A 20,718-nucleotide genomic window follows, 5' to 3' on the forward strand; every position below is an offset into this window, starting at 1 on the left:
CCGACCTAGGCGTATGCCCACCACTGGCCAACTGGCAAGGCCGCGTCGGCAGCGTACACTGGCAGTCATTGTCCCCTTCTGGTGCCAGCCATGCTGTCCGACCGTTTTGGCAGAACCATCGACTATCTGCGGGTATCCGTCACCGACCGCTGCGACCTGCGTTGCAGCTACTGCATTCCCAAAGGCTTCAAGGGCTTCGAGGAACCGGCCAACTGGCTGCGCTTTGACGAAATACAGCGCGTGGTGGCCGCCTTTGCCCGCCTGGGCACGCGGCGCTTCCGCCTGACCGGTGGCGAGCCGCTGCTGCGGCGTGACTTGCCGCAACTGGTGGGCGCGCTGGCAGCCCTGCCCGGCGTGGAAGACCTGTCGCTCACCAGCAATGGCACGCAGTTGGCGGCACAGGCGGTAGCACTCAGAAGCGCCGGTCTGCACCGGCTTAATATCAGCCTGGATTCGCTGCGCCGCGACTGCGTGGCCAGCATCAGCGGCAGCGACAGCCTGGACAAGGTGCTCTCAGGGCTGGCCGCCGCCAAAGCGGCAGGCTTTGCCAATATCAAGATCAATATGGTGCCGCTGGCCGGGGTGAATGATGGCGATATCGAATCCATGCTGGCCTACTGCATGCAGCAGGGTTTTGTGCTGCGCCTGATCGAGGCCATGCCGATGGGCAGCACCGGCCAGCAGGCACAGGGCCTGGACCTGAGCCAGTTGCTGGACAAGCTGACGCGCCAGCATGGCCTGATTGCCAGTAGCCGCAGCCTGGGTGGCGGCCCGGCCCGCTACTGGCAGAATGCCGATGCCAGCTTTACCCTGGGCCTGATCACCCCGCTGTCGCAGCACTTCTGCGCCACTTGCAACCGGGTGCGTCTATCGGTGGATGGCACGCTCTATATGTGCCTGGGCCAGGAAGAGCAACTGGAACTGCGCCCGCTATTGCGTGCCGGTTGCAGCGACGCCGAACTGGAAGCCGCCATTCGCTCCGCCATCGAACTGAAACCGGAAAAACACGAATTCATCCAGCAGCCACAACAGGTGGTGCGCTTCATGTCGATGACCGGAGGCTAGGCCGGTTTGCCGCCACCGGCTTGTCAGCCAGCAGCGGCAACTGCAATAAGGCTGCCGTCATGCGCTGGGCCAGGTAATACAAGGAACCCACCCCGCCATAACTCCAGGCCGGAGCCACCGCAGCCAGCCGCTGCTGCCGGACAAAGGGCATGCCCTGCCACAGCGGGCTGACAAACAGCCGCCCGGCTTCAGCAAACGGCTGCTGATACAGCACCACCTCGTCCTGCCAGGCGGCCATATCCACCACCCTCTGCTGGCGGATTCCCCATACCGAAGCGGCCGGCGTGCCGGTGGTATTGAGCCCCAGCCGACGCAAGGCCAGCACCGGCATGGCATTGCTGCCATACACATACACGCTGGAGGCATTGGCAAAACGGATCACCTGCACCCGCGGCAGACGCCGGGCACCATGTGCCTGCAATTGGGCACGCAATTGCGCAAAGCCCTGTGCCAGTTGGCCCAGCCTGGCTCTAGCCTGCGGCTGGCGGCCCAACACCCGGCCCAGTTGCAGGAAAATCGCTTCGGCCGCCTGGGCATGGTCCTCGTCCTGGCGGAAAGCATCGATGGTCAGCACCGGCGCAATGGCTTGCAGCCGTGGGCGCAAGGCACCCAGCACCGGACTGCTCAGAATCAGATCGGGCTTCAGGCTGGCCAGCAATTCCAGATTCGGCTCCAGTCGGCTGCCTGCGGACAGCACCCTGCCCGGCAACAAGGGCTGCGCCACCCAGCGCCGGTAATCGTCGGCATCCGCCACCGCCAGCGGGGTGATCCCCAGCTCCAGCAGGTTTTCTGCCGCCTCCCAGCTGAGCGCCACAATCCGCTTGGCCGCAGGCTGGGCGCGGGCAGCAGCCAGTTCGTCAATTCCGCCGGCAAAGGCGCAGCCCAGCACCGCCCAGCACAGCAGGACACCAAGCCAGTAAAGCCTCATTGCCCACCTCCCCGCCGCAGGCCTTGCCACCCCAGCAGCAGCATGAAATAACAACCGCACAATACCGATGCCAACATGCCCAGCGGCAATTGCCGCGGATAAATCACCACCCGTCCCAACCAGTCGGCCAGCAATAGCAAGCCGGCCCCCAGCAAGGCAGCCACCACCAGTTGGTTTGCCGCCCGCCGTGCGCCCAGCATGCTGGCAATATGTGGTGCCAGCAGGCCCAGAAACGCCACCGGCCCCAGTACCGAGGTGACTGCCGCCGTCAATAGCGCCACCAGCAGCAACAGCAGCAGCCGGGCGGCGCTCAGATGCAGGCCACGGCCTTGCGCCAGGCCATCGCCCAGGCTGAGCAGGGTCAACACCCGCTGGCAGGCCAGCGCCGCCAGCGCCAACAACAGCACCGTCAGGCTGAGCCACACCGCCTGCGCCGGTGTCACCCGGTAACTGGAACCGGACAACCAGGCCAATACCGCCAGGCCGTCCGGCGTGCCCTTGGCCAGCACTGTTTGCAACATGGCATCCAGCATGGCGGCCAGGGCGATGCCGCTGAGCGCCATCATGCCCGGCGCATACTGGTGGCGACGGCCCAGCCATAGCAAACCGGCCAGCACCAGCAAGGCTCCCAGCAGCGCCAGCATGGTAGCGTCCTGCTGCAAGGGCCGTCCCAGCCAGCCCGCCACCAGCAGCATGCACAGGGTGGAGCCAGCCGACAGACCCAGCAGATCGGGGCTGGCCAGCGGATTACGCAGCAGCCGCTGCAATAGCACGCCAGCCAGCGCCAGGCCCGCCCCGGCACTCAGGGCCACCAGGCTGCGCGGCCAGCGCAGCGACCATAACAAGGCATCCGGCCAACCCCATTGCCAACCATCGGGGCCGGGGGCCAGCGCGATGCTCAGCCAGCCCAAGCCCAGCAAGGCCAGCAACAGCAGCAGCCAATCGCCGGTACGCCAACGGCGCTGACCGCCGGCCATGTGCAGCACGGCCGCTTGCTGGGCCGTGCTCAGGCTGCGCCGCACCAGCCACAGCAGCAGCGGCCCGCCCAGCAAGGCAGTCACCGCGCCGCTGGGCAGGCTGCTGCCGGCCCAATGGCCAATGGCCAGTGCCAGACAATCGCTGCCCAGCAAACAGCCCGCGCCCAGCAGCGCACTATAGGCCAGTTGCGCCAGCGGACGGCGCGCGCCCAGCAACTGGGCCAGATTGGGGGCCAGCAGGCCGATGAAACCGATCAGCCCCACCGCCGTCACCGTCGCCGCGCTAAGCCACAATGCCGCCAGCAATAGCAGCAGAATGGTGCCCAGCGCCAGTCCACGGCCACGCGCAGCAGCCACGCCCAGCGACAGCATGGCCAGCGGACGCGGAGCCAGCCAGAACAGCAAGGCAGCCGGAAGCAGGCGCGGCCACAGCCACTGCGCCCATTGCCAATCAATCTGCGCCAGATCGCCGGCACCCCAGACAAACAGATTGCTGGCGTACTGGTCGTGCAATAACACCAGCATGGTGGCCATGCCGCCCAGCAGCAGATTCACCGCCATGCCGGCCAGCACCAGCGGCAAGCCGTTCAGCCCGCGCGGCCCTGCCAGCAGCAAGACCAGCCCCAGTGCCAGCATGGCACCCAGCAAGGCCGGCCAGCCGCTGCTCAAGGACGGATTGTCGGGCAGCACCACGGCGGCCAGCACCACACCCAGCCAGGCACCCGATGAAATGCCCAGCGTCATCGGAGACACCAGCCGATTGCCGCTGAGTTGTTGCAGCACGCTGCCAGACAAACCCAAGGCGGCCCCGGCCAGCAGCGCCATCACCATGCGCGGCAGGCTGGCGTAATAAAACTGCAGGCTGGCAATGTCCTGCTGCTGCCACCACGGCCCGGCAGGCGGCATGCCACCGTTAAGCCACAGGTGCAAGCCAGCCAGCAGGCAGAGCACCGGCAATATCCAGCGCAGATGGGCATGCGCCCCGGCCCCCAGGCCGGGCTTGGCAATCACATGTTCCATCTCAGGCCACCACCGCCACCGGACAGGCCTGCCCGGCCTGCTCCAGCACGCGGATTTCTATGCCGTACAGGCCGGACAGCCGCGGCGAATGCAATAATTCCAGCGGACTGCCGTCAAAATACAAGGCACCACGCTGCAAGGCGATGATGCGGTCGGCAAAGCGGGCGGCCAGGTTCAGATCATGCAGCACCACCACCACGCCACGTCCGGTCTGCTGGTTCAAACGGCGCAGCAGGCCCATCATTTCGTATTGATGGGCCAGATCCAGCGCCGAGGTGGGCTCATCCAGCAGCAGCAGCGGCGATTGCTGGGCCAGCAACATGGCAATCCAGACCCGCTGGCGCTCACCGCCGGACAGGCTGTCCGCCGCCCGCGCCGCATACTGGCTGACGTCGGCATCGGCCATCGCCTGCGCCACCACGGCGCTATCCTGCTCCCGCCAGCGGCCAAACACCCCGCACCAGGGATAACGTCCCAGCGCCACCAGTTCGGCCACCGTCAGCCCGGCTGCGTCCGGCAGCCGCTGCGGCAAGTACGCCACCTGGCGGGCAAACTGGCGGGCGGACAGGCGGGCGCTGGGTGCGCCATTGAGCAGCACCTGCCCCTGATCGGGCTGCAACTGGCGCGCCAACACATTCATCAAGGTGGATTTACCGGAGCCGTTATGCCCCAGAATGACGGTGAATGCCGTCCCATCCAGCTGCAAGGCTGGTAACTGCAACAGGCAGCGCCCCTGACGCCGCACCTGGATATCATGCAAGCTCAACATCTTGTTGTGCCCACTCCTGTTTGAGCAGCGCAATGCGCGCTGCCGGTTTCAATTTCGGACACGTACTGCACAGTGTCCCGTCACAGCGGCGAAAATGCTGGCAGCAGGCACGCCGCTCCAGTGCCAGCCGCTCGCCGCCCTGCTCCAGCGCCACCGGCCACAGCCCGCTGGCCTGCGGCAGTTGCATTGCATCCAGCCACTGCCCACACCAGTCGGTCACGGTGGCGTTATCCAGCGCCGGGCGCTGCTGCTGCACCCGCAGCAAGGCGGCGGCCACACAATCGGCCAATAAGCGGCCTGCCAGCTTGGGGTGCAATGACTGCTGGGCGTTAAGCTGGGCATGCAGGCAGTCGGCCATCTCCGTCAGTTGCCGCGCGGCCTGCTGGCGCAGGCTGGCTATAGCGGCAGGCTGCAGCATTTGCTCTGGCAGGCTGAAACCGGCCACCATGCCGGGCAGCAAGCGCTGCTGCATGGCGCTGAAATCCGGCAGCACTGCCGCCAGCTCCACCGCCAGCACCGTGGCATAGGCGGGCTGCCACAGCAGCAGGCTCCAACTGCGGCAGCCCCAGTAATGCGGGCCGGCTTCCGGATGCTGCTGGCGCAGGTGCTGCAGCAGTTGGCTGATGGCAGCACTGGCCGTGCTGATGGCAAACTCATCCGGCGCGGGCGGCCCGACCCGGCCCTCCAGCCCGGGCAGCGCCCGGGCCAGCAGCGGCAGCAAGCGGCCCAGCGGCAGAGTGCTGCCTGCGGCCCGATCAGTCGGCCACATGATTAGCCAGAGGATTGCGCAAGGTGCCGGCAAACTTGAGGTTGCCGGCCGGGTTGGCCAGATCCAGCATTTGCTGGTTATTGCCCAGTTGCAGCCGGTTGAGGCATGAGCGGTCAAACTCCGGCATGAACAGGTCGTAGCGGGCAAAGCGCTCGGCCAGTTGCGGGAATTGCGCCTGGTAAGTGCGCACGCACTGGCCTACCTCCTGCCAGAACGCTTGCTCCGGCAGGCCGCAATGCTCATCCAGAATGGCGGACAGGTAGCGGAAGAAGCCGTCGAACACATCGGTGAACAAGGCCAGCAGCTTCATGTGCTCCGGCACCTTCACCGCCAGCCGCGCCACTGCCGGCGGCAGGGCGGCGTCCGGGTTCAGGATGGCGGCTTCCTCCGCGATGTCCTTCATGATGGCGCGCTGCGGGATATTGTTTTCCAGCTGCAGGATGAGGTTTTCCCCGTGCGGCATGAACACCAGCTCGTGGGCATAGAAGCAATGCAGCAGCGGTGCCAGATAGGCTTGCAGATAGCGCGCCACCCAGTTGCGCGCATCCAGGCCGGAACTCCTGATCAGCGCGGCCAGCAAGGATTCCCCGGCCGCATCGATATGCAGCAGCGCGGCCATGGTCATCAGCCGCTTGCCCGGTGCCAGCAAGGACGCGGGGCTTTCACGCCACAGTGCCGACAACATTTTCTTGTACGGCGAGTCCTTGCTGATGCCGCTGTCGAAATAGGGATTGCGAAAACCGATGGAGGCCACTTCGCGCAAAATGGCAAAGCCTTGCTGGCGCAGGTAGGCATCGCTATCCACCAGTTGGCGGATCCAGTCGTTGATGGCCGGGGTGGCCAGCATGTAATACGGCGACAGCCCGCGCATGAAGCCCATATTGAGAATGGACAGCGCGGTTTTCACATAGCGGCGCTGCGGCTGGCTGATGTTATAGAAGGTGCGGATGGACTGCTGCGCCAGATAGGCATCCTCGCCATAACCCAGGCAGACGATATGGCGCTGTGCCACTTCCGGCGCAAAGGAAATGGCCAGCTTGTTGAACCACTGCCAAGGGTGGGCCGGCATCAGCAGGTAGTCGTCCATGTCCAGTTGCTGCGCGGCCAGTTGGCGGGCAAAACCGGCCAGTATCTCGCTGCCCAGCTCTTCTTGCAGCAGGCGCTGGTAGTCCAGATCGGCCGCGCACGAGAAGGTGGCGCGTGCCTTGTGTACCGCCAGCCAGATCAGGCGCTGCGGTGCCGCGGCTTCCGGCGCATGGCGCAGGTAGTCCACCGCATCAAAGCCGATACGGCCATTATTGGCGACAAAGCCCGGATGCCCTTCCATCATCGAGGTTTCCACCGACTGGAAATCCGCCCGGGTCAGCTCCTCGGCACTCAGTCCGCCACGGGCATGCTTGTAGGCACTGCCATACAGGGTGCTGCTGATTTCCTCCAGGTACACCGGCATCATGTCGTCGCCAATGCCCAGCACCGCCTTGAATTCGATGATGAAGGCCAGCGCGTCCAGCTCGGCGTCGGCCCCCCGCACGGTGCGCTGGATGGATGCCGGGTCGATCAGCCAGTGCTCCAGCGCCAGCACACGAGCGCGGAAAGTGTATGCGCCGCTGCCATCCGGAATGGGCAGGCGGTATTCGCCCCAGCCGTCCTCTTGTTGCTGCAGTTCTGGTGTCAGCAACAGTTCGTGCGAGAACTCGGCAATGGCCTTGCGCAGCAGCAGGCGGTTGACCTTGGCCCAGATGGCCGGCTGCAGATGGGAAACCAGTTGTTGCGGATGTTGATGATTGACGTTTTGCATGGTGTTCCTTGCACCAGGGCGTGGCTGCCTGACAGCGGCTGCCCCGGCAGGGTAAATGTTGTCAGAGTACACACGCGGCCTGGCCGGCGATGGCTTGCAGATGGGCGTCAAACTGCGCCCGCGTGCAGAAGGCCAGCGCGGCGCGCTTGTGCGGCAGCGCGATCTCGCCGTGATAGACAAAGCCGGCATAGCGGTTGAGCTGGTGGATCTTGTCGTTGCGCACATCCGGCTCCACCACGACGCGGCGGACGGATGGCTCGGCAAACAGGGCCGCCAGCACCGTATCCATCGCCACCCGGCTAAAACCGCTGCGCGGCTGCGCTGGCGGAGCCAGCAGCAAATGCATGCCGATATCGCCGGGCTGCACCGGGTAATGGCGGCCCAGTTCGTCATGGGCCGGGTCGTAGCGCTCCATCAGGAAAGCCGGTGCATCATCCAGCCAGGCCAGCCAGGCCTGGGCATGGCCACTGGCCTGCAAGCTGGCATAGGCGGCAGTGACCGCCGCCAAGTCATGCCCCTGCATGCCCCAGTAGCGGGCGTAATCACGCTGCACCCAGTCATGCAGCAAGGGGATGTCCTCGGGAATGCGCAAGGCATGCAGGCGAAAGCAGCCAAAACCCTCCACCTGACGGGTGAACAAAGGTAAACGCGCCGTCATGGGCAAACTCCTTGGGAAAGCGCCGGGGCAGGTTCCCGCAGCAATACAGGGGATAACAGCCAGCACAGCAGCAGCCCCAGCGCCGCAGCGACAAACGGGGCCAGCAAGCCATGGCCTGCCACCAGCACACCGGCAGCGGAAGAGGACAGCAACACGCCCAGGTTCTGGCACAGGCTGATGCGGCTGTAGTCACGGGCATAGCGTGCCGGGCTGCTGTGGCGGAACAATTGCAGGTCCAGCCACACCGTCAACTGGAACAGCGCCCAGCCAAACAGGCAGCGCCCCAGCAATAGCAGTGGCAGCCAGGGCTGGGCCTGCAACAGCAGACCGGCCGCCCCCAGCCACCACAGGTGGCGCAGGCCAGCAGTTGCCGTCAGGCCACGCTGCGAACGCCGCCGCGCATGCCACAAACCCAGCAAGGCCATGGCGGCAGGCAGGGCAAACACCGCCGCAGCCAGCAGGCTGTTGTCGATACCGCTTTGCTGCTGCCAGTACAGGGCAAAGAAGCCGCGCACCAGATAGGCACTGCAGTAGAACAACAACATCAGCAGTCCCAGCCGCCACAGCGCAGCACCTGCCGCCTGCGGGCTGGCTGCCTGCTCCTGCTCGGCCTCCGCAACCGCAGATGACACATGCGGATGCCAGCGCAGCCACAGGCACAGGGCCATCTGCAGCAGGTCTGCCAGCGCCATCAGCAAGAAGATATCCCCCGGTGGCAACAGGCCCAGCAAGGCACCGCCCAGCAAGGCGCCGCCGATGCCACCAAAGTGGACAATCACCGACAGCAGGCCGATCAGGCTGCCATGCTGTTGCCGTGGGGTCTGGCTCATCAGCAGCGGGTAGATCAGCAGATAGCTGGCCTTGCACGCCACCATGCTCAGCGATGCCAGCCAGAAGACCGCCATGCTGTTGCTGAAGGCGCTGCACAGGCATAGCAAGGCTGCTGCCAACTGGGTGACAGGCAGTAGCCGCAGCAAGGCCACCCGCCGTGCCAGTGCCGCCCAGGCGGGCAGCGCCAGCATCACCACCAGGCACATGGCGGCCAGGTAATTGCCCACCAGACTGGCATCGTTCACCCCGAAGCGGCTGGCAAAGTACTGGGGATAAAACGGCAGCAATACCGCATCGCCCACCACCGCCAGGCTGGTCAGGGTCAGCAATACCCGCCTCATGCGCTCAGGCGCTCTGGCGCGGGCTGTGACTGCGGCACGGTGAATTGCTGGAAGGCAATGCGCTGCTCCACCGGATAGTGGGCAACCCCGGTCATGCTGCGAATCAGCCGGGCATTGCGATAGCACGCCATGCCAAGGTCGGGCGACGACAAGCCGTGGGTGTGCAGTTCGGCGTTTTGCACAAACAGGCGGTGGTCGGCATCGATGCTGTAATCGCGCGCTACGGCAAAGCGGCCACGGGCATCACGCTGGATGCGCCCGGCAATCGGTGCCAGGAAGTCTGGCTGGCGGTAGCCATAACCGGTGGCCAGCACCAGAGCGGCGGTTTCCAGCTGGAAGTCCTGCTGTTGTTCCTGCTGCTGCAAGCTGAGCACGAAGCGCCCGCTGGCCTTGTCATGCCGGCAAGCGGTAAGCACGGTATTGGCCAGCAGCAGGGTGCTGGGCGTGCCGTTCAGGTGCTTGCGGTACAACAGTTCGTGAATGTCGTTGATCAGGCTGGCATTGATGCCCTTGAACAAGCCTTTTTGCTGCTGCAACAACTGGTCGCGCTGCGGCAGCGGCAACTGGTGGAAGTAATCCACATATTCCGGCGACGTCAGCTCCAGCGTGAGCTTGGTGTATTCCAGCGGGAAGAAACGCGGCGAGCGGGTGAGCCAGTTCAACTGGTAGCCGTAACGGTCGATGTCTTGCAGCAGGTCGTAATAAATCTCTGCCGCGCTTTGCCCGCTGCCCACGACGGTGATGGAAGGCTGGCGCTGCAAGGCGGCCTTGTCCGCCAGATAGCTGGCGGAGTGGCTGGCCTGCTGCTGTACCGACTGGCAGCACGCCGGCCACAGCGGCACGGTGCCGGTACCCAATACCAGATGGCGGCCACGGTATAGCTCGGCCTCGCCGGTGGCCAGGTTGTGGCAATGCACCTGGTAGAGGTGATTGATTTCGTCGTACTCCACCCGCTCCACCCGGCGCTGCCAGCGCAGGCTCTCCAGTTGCGCGCACACCCACTGGCAGTACTGGTTGTACTCCTGGCGCAGCATGAAAAAGTCTTCGCGGATGTAAAAGGCGTAAATCCGCCCGCTTTGCTTGAGGTAGTTCAGGAAGCTGAAACGGCTGGTGGGGTCGGCCAGCGTCACCAGGTCGGCCAGAAACGGCGTTTGCAGCGTGGCATTTTCCAGCAGCATGCCGGGATGCCAGTCAAAACCGCTGGCCTGATCGAGAAACACACCATCCAGCCCGTCCAGCGGCTGGGTCAGGCAGGCCAGGCCCAGGTTGAAAGGGCCGATGCCAATGGCAACAAAGTCATGGATCTTGTTGTTCATTGCGCCCCCCTTGTTGCAGTCAAGGCGGGATTGGCGGGTTGCGGGACTAGATTGTGCTTCATGTTTTGATTGCTCCTAGTACTGGCCGGGCCAGTGAGTGGGAGGTCCGGTCAGGGCTGGCCACCATGGGCTTGCCCTGCGGACAAGGCAGTCGCGGCGAGCGCTTACACCCCCGCCACGGGCTTACAGGAAGCCTGCCACCCAGCTTGTTGCATACCGCTCATTCCCATGAATGCCACTCCTGCAATCAGAATATTCACAATACTATTGCGAATGATAATAATTATCAATAGCATTGTTGCATCGACACCATGCCTGCTCCACGCCACAGGCATGGTCGAGCGCTTCCCACACCACACGCCGGCAGGGGGTCGGCTACGGGAAGTGGTATCAGTCACCCATCAAGGAAATAGTGATGAACAGCAGCAACAAGCAACCATTCTCCGGCCTGGCACTGGGTCATGCAGTGTGCATGGCCAGCCTGGCACTGGCCGTGCAACAGGCCTATGCCGCCACGGACAGCACCACCCTGGAAACGGTGAAAGTCAGCGCCGATCAGCGCAATGATGCGCTGGCACCGACACAGGGCTATCAGGTGGGCAGCAGCAAGAGCGCCAGTAAAACCGATACCCCGCTGCAGGACATCCCACAGGCGGTATCGGTGGTCACCCGCCAGCAAATCGAGGATCAGCAAGCCCGCACCATCAGCGAAGCACTCAATTACACACCGGGGGTATTTACCGGCGCGGTGGGCTCCACCACCCGCTATGACTACATTGTGTTGCGTGGTTTCAGCGATCACCCCACCTCCAATGAATTTCTGGATGGCCTGCGCCTGTTTGGCGACCCGGATGGCTATAACACCCTGCAGATTGACCCCTACGTGGTGGAAAGACTGGACGTAGTGCGCGGACCGGCTTCCGCCAGCTATGGCCAGGCCTCACCCGGCGGCGTGGTGGCCATCACCAGCAAACGCCCGCTGCAATCGGACTACCATGAGCTGTCGCTGACCGTGGGCAACCACCAGCAACGCAGCCTGGGGCTGGACTTTGGCGGTGCCGTGGCCGGGCGCGATGATCTGTCCTACCGCCTGGTGGCCAAGGGCAGCGCCGCCGACCAGCAGCAAAACGGTGCCAGCACCGAACGCTATGTGCTGGCCCCCTCGCTCAACTGGAAAATCAGCGACAGTACCAATCTGCTGCTGCAAGCCTATTTGCAGAAAGACCCCAGCACCGGCTACCACGGCACCCTGCCCTACTACGGCACCGTGGTACCGCATAACGGCAAAACCATCTCCACCGACTTCAACGAAGGCTCCAGTGGCGACGGCATGAGCCGCGAACAGCAATACTTTGGCTATCAGCTGGAACACCGCATCAACGACGCGCTGACCTTCCGCCAGCAATACCGCCTGCAACTGAGCAAGACCGACCTGAGCCAGTACTCCGACGTGGGCTGGGTGTCGGACAGCTCCGACCTGCTCAACCGCACCTATGCCCGCTCCAGCGAGCGCTCCACCGCCCACATCATCGACAACAACCTGGAAGCCCGCTTCAGTGCGCTGGGACTCAAGCACACCGTGCTGGCCGGACTGGACTACCAGACCAGCCGCAACAAGGGCGACAACTCCTATACCTACACCGGCACCACCATCAACCCCTTCAACACCGTCTATGACGACAGCAGCCACCCGCTGTCCTACAAATACTTCGACCGCAAGCGCGATCAGACCGGTGTCTACCTGCAAGACCAGATGGCGCTGGACAACTGGAAACTGACCGCCGGCCTGCGCCACGATCAGGCCAAGGTATCGGAAACCAATACCAGCACCGGCGTGAGCAATAGCTGGGATGGCGGCAAAACCACCGGTCGGCTGGGGCTGGTCTACCAGGCGGCCAATGGCCTGAGCCCCTACCTGAGCTATAGCGAAGGCTTTGACCCAAGCCAGGCCTATGCCACCGATACCAATGGCAATGTGCTCAAACCGATGCAAAGCAAGCAAAGCGAAGTCGGCATCCGCTACCAGCCCAACAGCGACATCCAGCTTTCGGCGGCCATCTACGACTTGCGCCAAAGCAATGTCGCCCAATACAACGCCACCACCTTCAAATACGATCCTATCGGCAAGGTCCGCTCGCGCGGCGTGGAACTGGAAGCCAATGCCAGGCTGAGCCAGCGCCTGTCGCTGCTGGCGGGCTACACCTATACCGACATGGAAGTGACCGAAGGCAGCAATCAGGGCAAGACGCCGTATCTGGCACCGGCACACAAGGCCACCGCCTGGCTGGACTATGCCTTTGACAGCGGCATCAATCTGGGCGGCGGCATTCGCCATACCGGCTGGATGTGGGCCGACAGCGCCAATACCCTGACCATTCCGGGTGTCACGCTGTACGACCTGCGCCTGCGGCTGCAACTGGGCCAGTTCAGCCCGTCGCTCAAAGGCAGCACGCTGCAGATCAACGCCAACAACCTGGCCAACAAGACCTACGTGGCATCGTGCTACAGCAGCTATGCCTGCTACTACGGCGAGAAGCGCAATATCAGCGCCACCCTCAGCTACAAGTGGTAAGCCTGCCCGGCAAAGAAAAACGCCTGACACAGTCAGGCGTTTTTTGTTTGTCACCGCGGGCGGAGCCGCTTAGTCGGCGCTGTGGCGCAGCCCTTCGACATCCAGCAGCCGGATGTCGCGGCCATTGACATCGATCAGCGCCGCCTCGCTGAGCTGATGCAGCATGCGCGAGAAGGTTTCCGGCGTCAGGTTCAGCCGCGAGGCAATCAGGTTCTTGTTCACCGGCAGCGTCACCAGCGGCATGGCGGCGTCCAGTTCGGCATTCTGCAGCAGATAACCCACCACCCGCTGCAGCGAGCTTTCGATGGTGTAGCGCTCCACATCGCGCACCAGGCCATGCAGCCGCATCGACAGCCCGGCCAGCAGACGGCGGGCAAAGGCCGGGTCTTTTTCAATGGCCTGATTGATGCCCTGTGCTTCCACTTTCAGCAGGAAACCGTCTTCCAGAAACTGCGCCATCACCGGGCAGGGCTTGCCCAGAAACATCACCGCCTCGGCAAAGCTCTGGCCGGGGTGGATGATTTCCATCACTTTTTCACTGCCTTGCGAGGAGGAAATGGCCAGTTTCACCCGGCCATACACCACCAGGAACATGCCATCGCAAGGGTCTCCCTTCTGGAAGATCACCTGCCCCTTATTGCCGCGTACCTCATGGGTAAACGGCACCAGCGCATCAATCTGCGCCGGCGACAGTTGCTGAAACAGCGGCTGGTGCCGCAAAAACGAGGGAATATCGACAGTTTGCATGACTTTTCCATAGTCGAGCCGGGCGCAAGCTCCCGTCATGCTGGCGACTATAGGCCGCCAGTCAGGACATCGCCATGCGCATAAAGCATCAGCCCACTAAGCCAAACGGCGTAGGCGGCAGGCTGACGCCGCACCGGGCCATGCCGCCAGCGCGCTTGCGCCGTGCCGCACTCAGTGGCTGGTGCCTTCCGAGCGGTTTACCTTGTTGAACACATTGTATTTGCCAATCGGCTTGGCCATGGGCAGCGCGGCCACTTCGCGCAGGGTTTGCGCATCCACCACAATCAGCTCGCCCGGATTTTCCATCACCGACACCAGCGCATAGCGGCCATCGCGGGTGAACTCCACGTGGGCGGTGGTCTTGCCCGGCCGCAGCACCAATTGGCGCACCACGCTGAGGCTGCGCTTGTCGATGATGGACAGCGTGTCCTTGTGCGCGCTCATCATGGAATCGGCCCAGGCGTAGGGCGTGTTTTCATGGCTGCGCAGGAAGAAACCCGGCCCCGGCAGTTGCACTTGCTTGATCAACTGCCAGCTATCCATGTCGACGAAACTGAGCTGGCCGCCCTTGAGATTGGGCGTGGCCATGATGCGGTGGCCATCGCGCTCGAAGCTGATGCCGGACCCCAGATGCGGCATGCCATCCAGCGGCAGGTCCGCCACCTTGCTGCGCGCATCCAGGCTGATCACCTGTGCCTGGCCGCTGCGCGAAGCACCCAGCACATGCTGATAAGACGGGTCGAAGTAAAAATCATCCAGCACCATGGACAGCGGCGTCACCCGTGGGGTGAGAAAACCCGGCTGCGCCAGCGCCTCGCCCATCTGGTAGTCATGCACAAGGCCGGGGTAAACCGGCGCGGCGTGGCGGTCGTAGCTGATTTCCCACAGCTCCGGCACATCTTTCAACGCCACCACAAAGCTGTGGCGCGGCGCGGCTTCGTATACGGCGGACACCCGCGACGGATGACCGGCGGCATCACGCACTGCAATGGTTTTCACCGGGGCCAGGCCGTGGGCGTCCAGCAGCACCAGCGTCTGCGGCAGGGTGTTGCCGGCCAGAATCCAGTTGCCGTCATCCGATACCGCGATATTGCGCGTGTTCAAGCCCACGCGGATATCCGCCACCACTTGCAGGCTGTACAGGTCGTACTGGGTCACCCAGCCATCGCGGCTGGAAAAATAGACAAAGCGGCCATCGGGGGAAAACTTGGGCCCGCCATGCACCGCATAGTGGCTGGCAAAACGGGTGATGGGCCGAAAGCGCTCGCCATCCAGCACCGTGACATGGTGATCGCCCGCCTCCACCACCACAAACAGGTTGAGCGGGTTTGCCGTGTATTGCGGCTTGGCCGGCAGGCTGGACAGCGCCACCGGCTGGCGGTGCGAGGCGCGCATGTCGGCCTCGCTCCAGCGCGGCGGCGTGGCCGGAGCACTTTGTACATAGGCGGTGAGCTGGCTGATCTGCTCCTCGCTCAGCTGGCTGGCAAAACCGGCCATCTGGGTGGCGCTGCGCCCCTGACGGATGGTGCGGCTGATTTCGGCGGGTTTCAGCCGCTCCAGGCTTTCCGGCAGCAAGGCCGGGCCCATGCCGCCCAAGCGGTCGGCCCCGTGACAGCTTTGGCAATGCTGGCCGTATAACTGGGCGGCGGCGGATGAATCGATGTCCGCTGCGGGAGCAGCCTGCAGCGGCAGGCTGAGGGTCAGGGCAAACAAAACCAGCCAGCGTTTCATCATGCTGTTTCCTTTTGCCATGGCGTCAGCGGTGCCAGCGCATGCACGCCGCTGGTCACGCCCACTTCTTCATCGCTCAGATAACAGGCCGGGTCCGCCGCCCAGAAATTGCCGGTCAGCTCCCAGGCGCGCACCCGGGTATTGCCATTGCAGATGGCCAGATGCTGACAGGCGGCGCAGCGCCCTTCCACCGGCCGTGGCGACTGGCGCAGCCCAGAGAGCAGCGGGTGGGACAGATCCTGCCAGATGGCGGAAAACGGCCGCTGGCGCACATTGCCCAGCGTCACCTTCCACCACATGGTGTCCGGATGCACATTGCCCAGATTGTCGATATTGGCCACGTTCACCCCGCTGGCGTTGCCACCCCAGGCCAGCAGGCGCTGGCGCAGTTGCGCCGCCAGTGCCGGGTAATGACGGGCAGCCCAGTGCAGCAGGTACACCGCATCGGCATCGTTGTTGCCGGTAACGAAATCACGCGGCTTGCCAGCGCGGATGTGCTGCAGGCAGGACTCGATCAGCAAGTCCATCGCCCAGCGGGTGCGTGGCTGGCGGGCGTCGTCGGCGCGGTGCTTGTTGCCGCGCCCGGCATAGTTGAGATGGGAAAAATAAAACTTGTCGATGTCTTCCACTGCCAGTAGCTGCAATAGCGCAGGCAAGTCGTCGGCATTGTCTTCGGTCATGGTGTAGCGCAGGCCCACTTTCAGCCCGGCATCGCGCGCCAGCCGCATGCCGCGCAAGGCCAGCTCGTAGCCACCGGCCAGGCGGCGGAAGCGGTCGTGGGTGGCTCCGATGCCATCCAGACTGACACCGACATAGTCAAAGCCCACCGCCGCCAGCGCGGCAATATTGCGCTCGTCAATCAGCGTGCCATTGCTGGACAGGCCGACATAAAAACCCATGGCCTTGGCGCGGGCGGCCAGTTCGAAAATGTCCGGCCGCAGCAGCGGCTCGCCGCCGGACAGAATCAGCACCCGCACGCCAAAGGCGTGCAGATCGTCCATCACCGCACAGGCTTCTGCCGTACTCAGCTCGCCCTGGAAATCCTTGTTGGCCGAGGTGGAGTAACAATGCTGGCAGGTGAGATTGCAACGGCGGATCAGGTTCCAGATCACCACCGGGCCGCTGGGTTTGCCACGACGGGCGGGGGCGGCTGCCGGGTCCAGCAGGCTTTGCAGATAGGGTGTCAGGCGCAGCATGAAAGGCTCCGGCAATGGTGACGGCAGACAGTGTGCGGGGACATGCGGGCGGCGCTCCTTGACCCGTATCAACGGGATGCAGACAGCCCCAGGCGCGGGTAACAAAATAACGCCGAGTCGCGGAGGCAAGGAGGCACAACGCAGCCGCAGTTTTTTGTCAGCCGCGCTATACCCGCAAGCCGGATTTTTTCAGGATACGGGTGGAAAACAGCAGCGCATGACGACGGCAGGCCGGGCCGAGCAATTGCAATAGCGCGACCTGCTGTTCGCGTACCGCGCGGCGATTGTCGCCATGCACCATGGCAAACAGGTTGTAAGGCCAGTGCGGCAGGTGGCGCGGACGGCGGTAGCAGTGGCTGACGCAATCCAACTGCCCCAGTTGCTGGCCCAGCTCATCCACCAGTTCGTCCGCCACATCGAATACCGCCATGCCATTGGCGCGGTAGCCGATGGCGTAATGATTGGGCACCGCGCCGATGCGGCGGATCACCCCCTGCTCCAGCATGCGGCCCAGTCGGCTCAACACCTCCTGCTCTGGCAATTGCAGACTGTCGGCCAATTGGCGGTAGGGCTGTTCCACCAAGGGCAGCCCGGCCTGGCTGGCGCGGATCAGCCGCCAGTCGTCCTCGTCCAGCACGGCTATCTGCGGTCTGTCGTCCACCGTGCCGCGCCCGGCGCTGGCCTGCCCCACCGCCGCCTGGCCGCCCACGGTAAAACGCATGCCGACAAAGTATTCACGCTGCTTGGGAAAGGCATGCACGGTGAGACCAGTCAGCAGCTCGATGGCGCTGCAGGCGGCGGAAATGCCGGCCTGGCTGGCGGCGGCCAGCACAAACCACATATTCAGCTTGTGACTGCGCTGGTAGTTGTGCGCCACCGCCGGCAGGCTGTTGACTGCCGCCGCCACTTCGTCAAAGCGTGCCGGTGGCACTGCCAGCGCCGCCAGCACAAAGCAGCCGCCCATGCGTTCTATCTGGTAGAGCGGGCCAAAGCGGGTGAGCACCTGCCGCTGTAGCAGGCCATCCAGCCCTTGCCGCAAGGCCAGCTCGCTGCAACCGAGGGTGGCGGCGGCACGGGCAAAGGGCTGACTGGTGAGCGGAAAACCCCCTTGCAACTGGTTGACGATGCTGGTTTCCAGCGCATTGAGCTTGGCCTGGCTATGCGTGATGGCCATAACAGGCTCCGCGTTGGGTATAGCGTTTAAGCGAGGGCAGCACGGCATGCGGGTAATGCTGCAAGCCATGACGCCGGATCAGATCGTCCAGCATGGCCTGCAGGCTGGCGGCATCACTGGCGTGAATCATGCAGAACAACTGGTAAGGCCAGTGCGGCGGCCGCGCCGGGCGTTCATAACACAGCGTCACCGCCGGTTCTGTCGCCAGCTGGCATGCGATGGCTGCGCGACGGGCGGCATCGTCGATCTGCCACACGCACATGGCGTTGTGGCGATAGCCCAGCTCGGCATGGCGCAGCACCGCACCAAAGCGCCGCAGCACGCCTTGCGCCTGCCAGTCCTGCAACTGCTGCAGCACCTCCTGCTCGGTCAGGCCGCAGCCGCTGGCCAGCAACTGGAACGGATGCAATTGCAGTGGCAGCCCGCCACGCAGCGCAGCCAGCAGGCGCTGCTGCCGCCAGTCCGGGCGGATAGGGTCCGGCTGGCGTTGTGGCTGGCGCTGCGCGTGGCTGCCATCCAGCGCAAAGCCCAGGTCGATATGGTATTCGTGCAGCAAGGGCAGGTTGAGCGGCACCAGCGCGGTGGCCAGATGGATGCGCGACAGCACCTCGGCCACGGCGGCGGCATCGCTGGCGGTCACCACAAACCACAGGTTGAAGTGGTGGTCGCGCTGGTAGTTATGGTTGACCTCGGCATGGCTGCTGACAAAAGCGGCCACCGCATCCAGCCGCTCCGGCGGCACTGCCAGTGCGGCCAGCGTGCTGCTGCCCACGGTATTGGGGGCAAACACCGCCCCCAGCCGGGACAGCAGGCCGGCCTGCCGCGCGGATTGCAGCAGTTGCAGCAGCGCGCTGGCGCTCCAGCCATCGCCCAGCAGGGCGGCCATGTCGGCAAATGGTGTGGCGCTGAGCGGAAACTGCTTCTGGCAACGGTCCAGTGCCTGCAGGCTGCGCGGCGGCAGTACACCAGGGCTTGGCAGGTCTGGCATCACATCCCCATCCGGCTGGCGCGCCAAGTGAAGAAAATGCCGGACGGCTCCAGCGCCGGCAGCGTGCGGCGCTGGCTGAGCGTGGCGGTGTCGATCACCACCAGCTTGTTGTCGTCGCGGCTGGACAGCCACACCGCATCGCCACGCGGGGTGAATTCCATGTGCAGGATGGCGCGGCCCGGCTGCAGGGTCTTGATCACCTGCCGGGTCGGCACATCAATCACCTGCACCTTGTCGTTGTCGGGGAAGGCAAAATTCACCCACACCCGCCGCCCGCCCGGTTCGGCCATCACAAAAACGGGCTGGCCCAGCACCGGCACCGTGGCCACCTGGGCCCAACTGCGGTTATCGGCCACCAATACTTCATGCTGACCAATGGCAGGCAGGAAGGCGTAATCCCCGGCGATGGACCAGCCGCGCAAATGCGGCATCTTGTACACCGGCAGTGCCTGCCGGCCACGGCCATAGCCGGCCAGAATGCGCCGTACACCGGCGTCGGAATGCCAGCTATCGAACAAGGCCAGGCCATCTTCGCCGTACAGCCCGGCAATGAAATAGCGGCCATCGCCACTGGCCAGACCGTCGTAAGGCTGCTTGCCGATATGCTGGAAGCGCTGAACCTTGGGTGCGGTGGGCGTGCTGGCATCCAGCACATCGATTTCATCGGCATCGAACAGCGCATAGGCAAAGCGTTTGCCCGGCAGGTCGGCAAGGCCCACCACGCGCGATGGCTGACCATTGGGCCCGGCAGCGGCCGGAACACTGGCCAGCAAGGCCAGGCTGTCGGCATCAAACAGCTTCACCCCGCCGGGGCTGTAGTTTTGAGCGGCAATCACCCGGCCATCGCTGGAAATGGCACCGCCTATGCTGTTGCTGGCCTGCTCCACCCGCTTCACCAGCCGGGCGGTGAGCAGATCCACCTTGCTGATGGCACCGTCGCGGCCAAACACATAGGCATAGCGGGCATCACGGGAAAACACCACCGAGGCATGGGACAGATCACCCAGTCCCTGCACCCGTGCCAGCGCCTGCTCATGGCTGTTATCGACAATCTGCACGCTGCCGCTGGCGCGTTCGATCACCACGCCCAAGTCACCGGTGCCGCGCAGCGGTGCGCTGGCGCAGGCGGCCAGGGCCAGGCACAGCAGCGGTGCCAGCAGGCGGGTTAGCGTGCGCCGCCCTGTTGCAAGAGTTGAACCAGCCATTGCGCTTCTTCTTCGGAAAGGAAAGGCCGCCACGGCGGCATCGGGGTGCCGGGGCGGCCATTGAGAATGGTGGCCACCAGGCTGGCGGCCGGTTTGCCGGCCAGCGCCTGGGGGGTGAGCGGGCTGCCCAGGCCGCCCTTGAGGCTGAGGCCATGGCAGGCACCGCAATCGTTATGCAGCAGTTGCAGCAGCTCTGCGGCGCGCGGTTCGGCCGGGGCCGCTGCGGCCTGCTGGCATAGGCTGGCAGCCAGCAAGGCCGCCAGACAGATGCCACGCCTTACTGGGCCAGAATCCATGTCACCAGCTGCTTGAGGTCGGCATCCGGCACTTGCGGATTGGGCGACATCGGAATGGCACCAAAGCTGCCGGAACCGCCGGTCTTCACCTTCTGCATCAGCTTGGCCGTGACATTCTGGCCCTTGTATTTGGCCGCCACCTGCTTGTAAGACGGGCCAACCAGCTTGGCATCCACGCTGTGGCAGGCCAGGCAGTTGTATTGCTTGGCCAGTTCCGGCCCGGTGGCCGCCTGGGCCAGCCCGCTCGATATCAGCCCACCCAGGGCCAGCGCAATCAGTGCATGTTTCATGGTGTTCTCCTTGGTCCGGCAGACCATGTGCTGTCTGCCGGATTTCA

Annotated in this window: 18 protein-coding genes; 2 read left to right on the top strand and 16 right to left on the bottom strand. The window is 64.2% G+C overall.

The genetic code is table 11. The features are described from left to right. Positions 1–90: 90 nt before the first annotated feature. Complete coding sequence (moaA, locus tag DLM_RS13870; protein ID WP_089084558.1) at positions 91–1,065, top strand: GTP 3',8-cyclase MoaA; 975 nt, start codon at positions 91–93, stop codon at positions 1,063–1,065. Here moaA and DLM_RS13875 read toward each other — a convergent pair. The 8 genes from DLM_RS13875 to DLM_RS13910 all read right to left on the bottom strand — a co-directional run bounded on the left by DLM_RS13875 (position 1,043) and on the right by DLM_RS13910 (position 10,472). Next, positions 1,043–1,993, bottom strand: coding sequence for an iron-siderophore ABC transporter substrate-binding protein (locus DLM_RS13875; protein ID WP_089084559.1), 951 nt, complete (start codon positions 1,991–1,993; stop codon positions 1,043–1,045). The genes moaA and DLM_RS13875 overlap by 23 nt on opposite strands. Further along, positions 1,990–3,990 carry a Fe(3+)-hydroxamate ABC transporter permease FhuB gene (gene fhuB, locus DLM_RS13880; RefSeq protein ID WP_089084560.1) on the bottom strand — a complete coding sequence of 667 codons (2,001 nt, stop codon included), beginning with the start codon at positions 3,988–3,990 and terminating at the stop codon, positions 1,990–1,992. The genes DLM_RS13875 and fhuB overlap by 4 nt, the downstream gene beginning before the upstream one ends. A 1-nt stretch (position 3,991) precedes the next feature. Next, positions 3,992–4,759, bottom strand: a complete 768-nt coding sequence (locus tag DLM_RS13885) for an ABC transporter ATP-binding protein (RefSeq protein ID WP_089084561.1) — start codon at positions 4,757–4,759, stop codon at positions 3,992–3,994. Beyond that, complete coding sequence (locus DLM_RS13890; protein ID WP_089084562.1) at positions 4,743–5,528, bottom strand: siderophore ferric iron reductase; 786 nt, start codon at positions 5,526–5,528, stop codon at positions 4,743–4,745. The genes DLM_RS13885 and DLM_RS13890 overlap by 17 nt, the downstream gene beginning before the upstream one ends. Beyond that, entirely contained in the window at positions 5,515–7,326 is a 1,812-nt protein-coding gene (locus DLM_RS13895) for an IucA/IucC family protein (protein ID WP_089084563.1), read from the bottom strand. Before DLM_RS13895 ends, DLM_RS13890 begins: the two co-directional genes overlap by 14 nt. Before the next feature lie 61 nt (positions 7,327–7,387). Beyond that, entirely contained in the window at positions 7,388–7,984 is a 597-nt protein-coding gene (locus DLM_RS13900) for a GNAT family N-acetyltransferase (protein WP_197715415.1), read from the bottom strand. Further along, on the bottom strand, positions 7,981–9,144 hold the full coding sequence (locus tag DLM_RS13905; RefSeq protein WP_197715416.1) for an MFS transporter: 1,164 nt from the start codon (positions 9,142–9,144) through the stop codon (positions 7,981–7,983). Before DLM_RS13905 ends, DLM_RS13900 begins: the two co-directional genes overlap by 4 nt. Positions 9,145–9,152: 8 nt before the next feature. Beyond that, on the bottom strand, positions 9,153–10,472 hold the full coding sequence (locus DLM_RS13910; RefSeq protein WP_089084566.1) for a lysine N(6)-hydroxylase/L-ornithine N(5)-oxygenase family protein: 1,320 nt from the start codon (positions 10,470–10,472) through the stop codon (positions 9,153–9,155). 415 nt (positions 10,473–10,887) lie between these two features. Between DLM_RS13910 and DLM_RS13915 the strand changes: the two genes are divergently transcribed. Continuing rightward, entirely contained in the window at positions 10,888–13,044 is a 2,157-nt protein-coding gene (locus DLM_RS13915) for a TonB-dependent siderophore receptor (protein ID WP_089084567.1), read from the top strand. A gap of 69 nt (positions 13,045–13,113) precedes the next feature. Here the strand turns inward: DLM_RS13915 and DLM_RS13920 are convergent, their stop codons facing one another. The 8 genes from DLM_RS13920 to DLM_RS13955 all read right to left on the bottom strand — a co-directional run bounded on the left by DLM_RS13920 (position 13,114) and on the right by DLM_RS13955 (position 20,671). Continuing rightward, on the bottom strand, positions 13,114–13,791 hold the full coding sequence (locus tag DLM_RS13920) for a Crp/Fnr family transcriptional regulator (protein WP_089084568.1): 678 nt from the start codon (positions 13,789–13,791) through the stop codon (positions 13,114–13,116). 171 nt (positions 13,792–13,962) lie between these two features. Beyond that, positions 13,963–15,525 carry a cytochrome D1 domain-containing protein gene (locus tag DLM_RS13925; RefSeq protein WP_231959856.1) on the bottom strand — a complete coding sequence of 521 codons (1,563 nt, stop codon included), beginning with the start codon at positions 15,523–15,525 and terminating at the stop codon, positions 13,963–13,965. Then, the gene (gene nirJ / locus DLM_RS13930; protein ID WP_089084570.1) at positions 15,522–16,718 is read right to left on the bottom strand and encodes a heme d1 biosynthesis radical SAM protein NirJ; all 1,197 of its coding nucleotides are present in this window, start codon (positions 16,716–16,718) and stop codon (positions 15,522–15,524) included. Before nirJ ends, DLM_RS13925 begins: the two co-directional genes overlap by 4 nt. Positions 16,719–16,884: 166 nt before the next feature. After that, a complete protein-coding gene (locus tag DLM_RS13935) occupies positions 16,885–17,892 on the bottom strand; it encodes an Lrp/AsnC family transcriptional regulator (RefSeq protein WP_089084571.1) in 1,008 nt (335 codons plus the stop codon). Then, positions 17,876–18,880: an Lrp/AsnC family transcriptional regulator gene (locus DLM_RS13940; protein WP_089084625.1), complete on the bottom strand. Its 1,005-nt coding sequence runs from the start codon at positions 18,878–18,880 to the stop codon at positions 17,876–17,878. Before DLM_RS13940 ends, DLM_RS13935 begins: the two co-directional genes overlap by 17 nt. Next, entirely contained in the window at positions 18,880–20,085 is a 1,206-nt protein-coding gene (locus DLM_RS13945) for a cytochrome D1 domain-containing protein (protein ID WP_089084572.1), read from the bottom strand. Before DLM_RS13945 ends, DLM_RS13940 begins: the two co-directional genes overlap by 1 nt. Then, the gene (locus DLM_RS13950; RefSeq protein ID WP_089084573.1) at positions 20,046–20,381 is read right to left on the bottom strand and encodes a c-type cytochrome; all 336 of its coding nucleotides are present in this window, start codon (positions 20,379–20,381) and stop codon (positions 20,046–20,048) included. The genes DLM_RS13945 and DLM_RS13950 overlap by 40 nt, the downstream gene beginning before the upstream one ends. Next, positions 20,363–20,671, bottom strand: a complete 309-nt coding sequence (locus tag DLM_RS13955) for a c-type cytochrome (protein WP_089084574.1) — start codon at positions 20,669–20,671, stop codon at positions 20,363–20,365. Before DLM_RS13955 ends, DLM_RS13950 begins: the two co-directional genes overlap by 19 nt. Between the last annotated feature and the right edge of the window lie 47 nt (positions 20,672–20,718).

The organism is Aquitalea magnusonii, from assembly GCF_002217795.2.
GTDB classification, from domain to species: Bacteria; Pseudomonadota; Gammaproteobacteria; order Burkholderiales; family Chromobacteriaceae; genus Aquitalea; species Aquitalea magnusonii_B.